The organism is Dysosmobacter sp. (assembly GCF_052306735.1).
GTDB lineage: Bacteria > Bacillota > Clostridia > Oscillospirales > Oscillospiraceae > Oscillibacter.
Map to the genome: position 1 here is coordinate 1 of NZ_DAWBAJ010000068.1, position 7,603 is coordinate 7,603.

7 protein-coding genes are annotated in these 7,603 nt (G+C 61.2%); 6 read left to right on the forward strand and 1 reads right to left on the reverse strand.

Annotation, left to right across the window (positions count from 1 at the left end; translation table 11 throughout):
• Window positions 1-512 (forward strand): CotH kinase family protein (locus ACT67G_RS11395; RefSeq protein ID WP_443664318.1); only part of this gene is annotated, 512 nt, incomplete at its 5' end.
• Between the two features lie 123 nt (window positions 513-635).
• Here ACT67G_RS11395 and ACT67G_RS11400 read toward each other — a convergent pair.
• Window positions 636-1,964: an RNA-binding domain-containing protein gene (locus tag ACT67G_RS11400; protein ID WP_443664319.1), complete on the reverse strand. Its 1,329-nt coding sequence runs from the start codon at window positions 1,962-1,964 to the stop codon at window positions 636-638.
• Between the two features lie 464 nt (window positions 1,965-2,428).
• Here ACT67G_RS11400 and ACT67G_RS11405 point away from each other — a divergent pair, with 464 nt between their 5' ends.
• The 5 genes from ACT67G_RS11405 to ACT67G_RS11425 all read left to right on the forward strand — a co-directional run bounded on the left by ACT67G_RS11405 (window position 2,429) and on the right by ACT67G_RS11425 (window position 6,858).
• The gene (locus ACT67G_RS11405) at window positions 2,429-2,998 is read left to right on the forward strand and encodes a DUF6100 family protein (protein ID WP_443664320.1); all 570 of its coding nucleotides are present in this window, start codon (window positions 2,429-2,431) and stop codon (window positions 2,996-2,998) included.
• Window positions 2,999-3,295: 297 nt separating this feature from the next.
• Entirely contained in the window at window positions 3,296-4,354 is a 1,059-nt protein-coding gene (locus tag ACT67G_RS11410; RefSeq protein ID WP_443664321.1) for a hypothetical protein, read from the forward strand.
• The gene (locus tag ACT67G_RS11415) at window positions 4,344-5,435 is read left to right on the forward strand and encodes an AAA family ATPase (protein WP_308527957.1); all 1,092 of its coding nucleotides are present in this window, start codon (window positions 4,344-4,346) and stop codon (window positions 5,433-5,435) included. The genes ACT67G_RS11410 and ACT67G_RS11415 overlap by 11 nt, the downstream gene beginning before the upstream one ends.
• The gene (locus ACT67G_RS11420) at window positions 5,428-5,625 is read left to right on the forward strand and encodes an excisionase (protein WP_087268312.1); all 198 of its coding nucleotides are present in this window, start codon (window positions 5,428-5,430) and stop codon (window positions 5,623-5,625) included. The genes ACT67G_RS11415 and ACT67G_RS11420 overlap by 8 nt, the downstream gene beginning before the upstream one ends.
• Window positions 5,626-5,700: 75 nt before the next feature.
• Entirely contained in the window at window positions 5,701-6,858 is a 1,158-nt protein-coding gene (locus ACT67G_RS11425; protein ID WP_204804410.1) for a tyrosine-type recombinase/integrase, read from the forward strand.
• The last annotated feature ends 745 nt before the right edge of the window (window positions 6,859-7,603 follow it).

The following is a 7,603-nucleotide window of genomic DNA, read 5'->3' on the forward strand; positions in this document are numbered from 1 at the left end:
TGGCCTTCGGCACCTACGCCCTGGGCATGACCGATCCCATCCGGGACCCCGACGTACTGATCAACTGGCCCATCAACACCCCCGCCCGGGGGGAGACCATGCTGAAACGCCCCCTCTATCACAATCTGATGAAAAACAACGACTATTTTGCTCGGTATCACGCCTATTTCGACCATCTGCTCACGGAGTATTTCGAGAGCGGCCGGTATGAGGCGGTCATCCGGCAGACCCAGGCCATGATCGCCCCCTATGTCCAGGCCGACCCCACCGCCTTCTGCTCCTATGAGGACCACCTGCTGGCGGTGGACACCCTGCTGGAGGTGTGCCGCCTGCGCTCGGAGAGCGTCCGGGGACAGTTGGAAGGAGACTATCCCGCCACCCTGGCCCAGTGGGCGGAACGCCCGGTGTTCGGGGTGGACGCTTCCCATGTGGACCTGCGGGCCCTGGGGGATTTCGATGACCTGGAGGCGGCAAGGGAGCGGCAGGATGAGGCCGCGGCGGTGGTGGAGTGACGCAGGGAAAGAACATGGAATGAGTTTCAGAACAGATCCACGCCAATTTGGTGCTTGATAAACGAAAAAATCAGGCCGCCGGTTCCTTTCGGAACCGGCGGCCTGATTGCAATTTCACCGTTGTCACATTTCCGCCAGATAATACCGCAGGTTCTTCGCCGTTCCTTGCTTTTCCAGCAGGCCGTCCCGGGTCATCTCCCGCAACAGCAGGATCGCCGTGGCCTGGGAGACGCCCAGCGCCGCCTCCACGTCCTTCCGGACGACCCAGCCGTTCTCTCTGCACAGCCCGATGACCTTCTGCACCCGGGCCTCTCTCTTGCCCAAACTGGTGGCTGGCCGGGCAGGCGGGGTATTTTCTGCTTCGCGGCTGAAATTCAGGTTCGGCAGGGTGATCTTGAAGGCATGGTCGGTGGCCTCGATAGCCGGCTGCACCGCCGCGCCGGCGTAGCACTCGTGGATACGGAGAATGCCGGTTCCGTAGGCCTCGATCAGCCGCAGGCGGTAGAAGATGTTGGCCAGGTCAGGGTTACGCAGCACTGATACGCCCAGGCGGATGTCCTCCAGCCCGATGCCCCTGGCCAGGCCGCCGATGGTGACGAACTCGATCCGATCCTCAAAGATACTAATAAGGGTAGGGCCGCTGAAGGCGTAGTCCCGGTGGACCAGGGCGTTGAGCAGCGCCTCCCGCACGGCCTCGGGCGGGTAGTCCCGGATATCCACCCGGTCCAGGCCGGAGAACTCCGCCCGGGTGCGGTTGAATCGGTCGATATAGCCGTAGGCATCCTCCAGTTGCTGGAGCAGAGAGCCGGTCAGCTCCTGCCGGTCCTTGAAGACCGACTTTTTGCTGCCCTCGAAGACGGCCAGCTTGACGGTGTGGCTGCACTGGTCTGAGAGCAGGAATGCCAGGTTGGTGTAGGTACCGTCCGGACCGATCAGATGGAGCGTGCGCATCTGAGACGGGCCTAAGGCCACGTTCCGGCTCCGGAAAAAGGCCGAGGCCTGCTCAAAGGTGAGCTGCTGCTCCAGGGAGCGGGCGGCCTCATAGCTGTCGCCGCTGGTCTCCTTGATCATGTCCAGAATGGCCGCCTCGCTGGCGGGGACGGTGGAGGCCCCCTGGCGGACAAAGACGCCCTCCGGGCGGATGCCCTTGCTGTGGAGGTAGTAGGGCCGGGCCGTTCCCCGCTGGACCCGGACGCAGATCACCGGCTTTCCCTCCATGGTCTCACAGCGGCAGTCCAGGAACATCGTCAGGTCCGGGCGCACGGCGTCCCGGATGGCGTTGGTGACCCGGAGCATGGTGCCGTCTGCGTCGTCCACGCCGCGCACCGTGCCGTCGTCCTCAATGCCCACATAGAGGGTGCCGCCGTCGCAGTTGGCGAAGGCGATGGCGGTATTCTTGATGTCGTCCACATACTCCCGCTTCAGCTCGGTCGTTTTGTTTTCCGTGAACATGATGAACCTCCCACAAGCAATCTAATAATCTGATAATTATTATATTAGATTTCCGCGGGATTGCAAGGGGATTTTGTCTCCATGGAGCTATTTTATTGGACCATGCCGCTCAGGCTGTGAACGCAAAAGTCCTCGTACAGCGTATCTGGTTTTCTGATTTGCGTTCAGCGTAGACCTAATGTCGAGCCGCGGTTTTCCGCGCCGCCGAAGGTTTGCGCTGAACGTATTTTTGCGCCCGGCTGAAATTTTCCAAAAAAGTTTTTCTAAGGGGGCAAAAACAGGGAGCCTTTTCTCCATTTATTATGAAAGGGCAATCACGGGCGCCTCCGCCGGCAGGAGTTTTGAAAAATTTTTGCCGGGAGGGGGTGAAAATACTCCCTTCATTTCTACATGCTTAATGAAGGGGCTTTTCAGGAGGCTTCCCGCCCCGAGCCCTTATCCTGTTATGAGAGAAGGTCTTTCCCATGAAATCACACGATCCGATCCGCAGCGAACGGCGCCTGTTGGAGGCTCTCCGAGCCGCGGAGACGGCGACGCTCGCCCTGCGGGACTATGCCGCCACCGTCCTGCCGCCGGGATCGCCCGCAGCGGGAGGCCCGTCCATCGGCGAGGAGGCGCCTGCCAGGGTGGAGCTGCTGGAGGGCGGCTGGCTGGCCGTCACCCTGGAGGCCGTCCTGCCCCGCCGGGGCGACAGCGACCGCAGCCGCTTCCTGGCCCACTCCCTGCGCGCAGCCATCCGCCGGGCGTTCCCGGACCGGCTGCCGCCCAAGTTCCACATCTGCGTCCTGGCCTATGAACATATCTACGGCCCGGGCCGCCGCTTTTTGGACCACGACAACCTGGAGCTGAAGCACTGCCAGGATGTGCTGGAGGCGGCGTTCCTCACCAACGATACCTCCGCCCTCTGCTCCGCCTTCCAGTGCAGCCACCGGGGCGAACGGAACGCCACCCGCATCTGGGTCCTGCCCGCCGAGGCGTTCCCCAAGTGGCTGGAGAGCCATCGGGAGTCCTGGGCCGGACCACCGGAAACCTGAAACGATAGAGAAAAAATGGCCCCAAAAAACATACCGATTTCTGAGTTCTCGCGCCTGCGGATTTTCGGTGCCGCTTTTTGGCCGGAAAGCCAGTATTCCCAAGGGGTCCGGCCGTGGAGTTCCAACGCCGTTGGGATCTTTATGGTTTTGAGGCAGTGCGGCAGCGGCAGTCTGTCGGACAGAGCCTGTGCCGGACAGATCCCGCGGGGAATGGCGGCAGTCTGGGCAAGGAGCTCAGTGTGAAAAGAGCCGCGGGCTGCGGAGATCGCAGTACTTAAGATATGAGGATGATACAAGATGAGATGGAATACAGAATATTTTGGCTTTCGCCTGCTGGTGTTCGTGGGGTTCTGCGGCGAGGTGCCGGTGGCGCTGCTGCGGAAGTCGGGCGGCTGCTATGACTATCGCCGGCGGGTGGTAACGGAGCTGGTGCGGACGGGATATCTGAAGGAGCGGAAGTTCCGGGGAGAGCGCCGCCGTGTGGTCCGCTCCCTGTCTCTGACCAGCAGGGGGCTGAACCAGATCCAACACCTCTCTCCCGGCCGGGCGGAACAGATCCGGGCACGCCTGCTGGCTCCGGCCGACGGCCAGGGGGACTGGAGACGGACCCAGCGGCTCCACCGGAACGCCGCCTGCCTGCTGCTGGCCCACCAGCTGGGGGCACGATGGGTCCCGGGCAGGCGCAGGGACGACGCCAGGCGGAAGGAGCTGGTCTATTACAGCGCCTATGAGCTGAACAAGGTCTGCGGCAAGGACAACAAGTCCGCCCGGGTGTCCGGGGTGCTGCTGACGCCTGGCGGGCGCTATTACGCCCTCTATTACCTGGGCCGCCGGAATATGCGGTGGAACCCCGAGACGGAATTGCTGTTCCGGGATCAGTTCGAGCAGTCGGAGGCCGGGGCCGGCTTTTCCTACAACGGCAGCATCCTGCTGGGGGAAGCGTGGGCGCAGGCCGCCGACCTGGTGCCCAATGCACTGAATCCGCGCAGCCGCCTGATCCGCTTTGCCCGGGAGGACTTCTTCTACTACATCGCCTTTGACGAAAACGGACGCCGGCTGCTCCGGGCGATCCTGGACGAGCACTGCCTCTACCGGCTCCAGCAGTACCTGCTGCGGGAGGCACACTGCCCGGTCACCAATGAGCCTGTGTACCTGTTCCCCCTGGAGCTGCTGGCGGGATTCTATCAGCCGCCGGGGGAACGGCAATACCACGTCCGGCCGGGTCTGGGCTGGTTCTTCGATTTCCAGATGCCCGCCATGGAGCGGCTGTGCAACACCGGGGCGGAGCTGGTCTCCCTGCCCGGCAGCCTGCTGGCCGGTCTGGAACGGAAGGAGGGGGAGCGGAATGGATCGTGAGAAGATCATCACCGCCGCCGAGCTGATGGATATGCAGTTCCTGCCCCGTTCCACGGTGGTGGACGGGATGCTCCCCGCCGGGTGCTACATTCTGGCGGGAGCCCCCAAGGTGGGCAAGTCCTTCCTCATGGCCCAGCTGTGCTGGTGTGTGGCTACAGGGACCCCCTTCCTGGGACAGCCCACCCACCGCTCCCAGGTGCTGTATCTGTCTCTGGAGGACACGGGGGAGCGCGTCCAGGGCAGGCTGATCCGGATGTTCGGTGTGGAGCACCCAGTGGGACGCCTCCATCTGAAATTTGAAACCGACCTGCGTGGGAGAGACCTGCTGGCGATGCTGGAGGGCTTCTTCATGGATCACCCAAGTGTCCGCCTCGTTGTCATAGACACCTTCCAGCGGGTGCGGGAGGGCGGCGGCGCTCAGTACAGCTACCAGAGCGACTATGAGGAGATCCGCCCCTTCAAGGAATTTACCGACATCCACGACGTGGCGCTAATCCTGGTCCACCACACCCGGAAGAACACGGAGAGCGAGAACTCCTTTGACCGGATCAGCGGCACAAACGGCCTGCTGGGGGCGGCGGACGGGGCCTTCCTGCTGTACCGGGAAAAGGGCCGTGTGATTCTGGACCAGACCGGGAAGGATCTGCCGGGACAGCGGATGATCCTGGACTTTGACCCGCAGCGCTGCCTGTGGACGGTGGTGAGCCGGGAGGCGGAGATCGCGGAGCCGCCTGAGCCGCTGCTGGATCTCATCGACCAAGTGATCGGCGGGGGGTGGCAGGGGACAGCCACGGAGCTGCTGGAGCGGCTGCGCCGGCTGGACCCGGAGCTCCCTTACCGGGCCAACACGCTGACCCGGAAGCTCAACGCCCTCACCCGCCGGCTCAAGGAGGAGAAGGGCATCGAATACTGGAAGTCCCGGAGACCGGAGAGCCGGCAGCTCACCTTCCTGCGCACGGAGGACGAGGAGGAAGATGAGGAGCATGACGGTGATGACGATGATGACGATTCCGCCCCCGCGGAGGAAATACCGTCATTACCGTCATTGGGATCAGAGAGCGGCGGTGATGGGGATGGCTGAGATGGTTCCAGTCTGGGAGAAGGCCAACCTGACCCTGGAGGAGGCCGCGGCCTACTTCGGCATCGGCATCAACAAGCTCCGGGATCTGACCAACGAGGAAAGCTGTCCCTTCGTGCTCTGGAATGGAAGTAAACGGCTGATCAAACGAAAAGCGCTGGAGAAATATTTGGAGACTGCCTATTCCATATAGGTGGTAAATTCCAAGGCTGTATGGTAAAATAAGATACAGCCTATCGAGCGCTTTTCGAGAAAGGAGGATCAAAACTTGTCCGAAAAGCGCCGGGATCAGAGAGGCCGTATTCTGAAAACAGGCGAGAGCCACCGGAAAGACGGTCTCTATATGTTTCGCTATACCGACACCCGAAAGCAGCGCAGATACATCTATGCCAGGTCACTGGAGGAGCTGCGCCGGAAGGAGGCCGAGATCCAGAGGGACCTGGCGGACGGGATCGACTATGCCGCCGGGGAGATGACAGTACTCGAACTTGTCACCCGGTATATGGATCTGAAGCGCACCCTGAAGGAAAACTCCTATCGCGCCTATGATACGGTCATCAACCGTATGCGGAAGGACCCCTTCAGCCAAAAGCAGATCCGGCAGATCAAGCCCTCCGACGCCAAGGCCTGGTTCGTCTCCCTCCACGACCGGGGGTACAAACAGAGCACCATCAGCACGGTGCAGTGCGTGGTCCGCCCCGCCTTTGAAATGGCTGTGGACGATGACATGATCCGCAAGAACCCGTTCAAATTCAAGCTCTCGGACGTGATCCCCAAGGATGCCTTTGTGCGGACGGCCCTCACCCGGGAGCAACAGGACCTGTATCTCCAGTTTTTCCAGGAGTACGGCGGCGGGAGCTATTACGACGACATCGTGATCCTGCTGGGCACCGGGCTGCGGGTCAGCGAACTGTACGGCCTCACCAAGGCGGATCTGGATTTTACCCGCCGCTGTCTCTATGTGAGGCGCCAGCTGTGCCGAACAGCCAACCGGCCCTATTTCATCACCAGCCCCAAAACCAAGAGCGGGATCCGCACCATCCCCATGACGGACATGGTCTACATGGCCCTCAAGCGGGTGCTGAAGGATCGGACGCCGCCCAAGACAGAGATGGTGGTGGACGGGTGCAGCGGCTTCCTGTTCCTGGATAAGGACGGCAGGCCAAAGGTGGCCATGCATCTGGAGAACTACATGCGTCTTCTCCAGCGGAAACACCGGTGGGCCCTGGGGGAGGACTTTCCCGTGGTCACGCCCCATGTGCTGCGGCATACCTTCTGTACGAATCTGCAGCGGGCGGGCATCGACATCAAGAGTTTGCAGTACCTCATGGGACACTCCAGCGCCAGCGTCACCCTGGATGTCTACACCCACACGGACTACAACTCCGTCAAGCACGCCTTTGATCAGATCGCAGCCAACCTGTGACAGGATCAAAACCGGACATTTTCCATACACCGCTTCTTACACCATTTGCGTCGAGACTTATCCATATCTGTGTAGATTTACGGGAGATCCGAACTTCGGACGCGCACCCCAAAATCCCGCAAAATCCCTGCGGCAGAAGGGATACGGAGGCTTGTACACATCTGCGTGGGCAGCCTCAAAATCCCCGGGAAGGGCGGGCGGCATGTACTAAGCCTGAACCTAAAATCGTGCGAAAAGCCCCGGAGTCGATGACTCCGGGGCTTTTTTTGCCGCTCATCGCCTCCATTATTCCAACCCCCTCGATAAGCAGGGCAGACACTTCGGTAAGACTAGCAGTCTGTTCCGCAACAGCGCTGTCGCGCAGGCCCCCTGGGGCATCTGCAAAGCCGCTGCAGCCCTGGGTGATCTTTGTGTGAGCCTCTGCCCAGGTTTCGGGCAAATTGGTGATGGCAGCAAAGTCCCGGAAGGACTTGACCATCGTGTGAAGGGCTTCGATACCCGCCCGGTAGGCATCCACATCTGTAGACGGAAACGCTGGCCGGCATCCGCCACAGCAGGAAGGGTCTGCCCTTTCCACGGCTCTTGAAAAACTTTTGGTTTTTTTGAAAGAAATCCTTGACAAACCGGGTGCGCTTCTGGTATATTAATTTTTGCCCGCTACGGGTAATCGACATGGCGGCATAGCTCAGTTGGCTAGAGCATGCGGTTCATACCCGCAGTGTCCCCGGTTCAAATCCAGGTGCCG

What these genes read in the sequence shown, in the direction of transcription:
- ACT67G_RS11400 (WP_443664319.1), bottom strand. Translation starts at nt 1,964, where the DNA reads ATGTTCACGGAAAACAAAACGACCGAGCTGAAGCGGGAGTATGTGGAC.
- ACT67G_RS11405 (WP_443664320.1), top strand. Translation starts at nt 2,429, where the DNA reads ATGAAATCACACGATCCGATCCGCAGCGAACGGCGCCTGTTGGAGGCT.
- ACT67G_RS11410 (WP_443664321.1), top strand. Translation starts at nt 3,296, where the DNA reads ATGAGATGGAATACAGAATATTTTGGCTTTCGCCTGCTGGTGTTCGTG.
- ACT67G_RS11415 (WP_308527957.1), top strand. Translation starts at nt 4,344, where the DNA reads ATGGATCGTGAGAAGATCATCACCGCCGCCGAGCTGATGGATATGCAG.
- ACT67G_RS11420 (WP_087268312.1), top strand. Translation starts at nt 5,428, where the DNA reads ATGGCTGAGATGGTTCCAGTCTGGGAGAAGGCCAACCTGACCCTGGAG.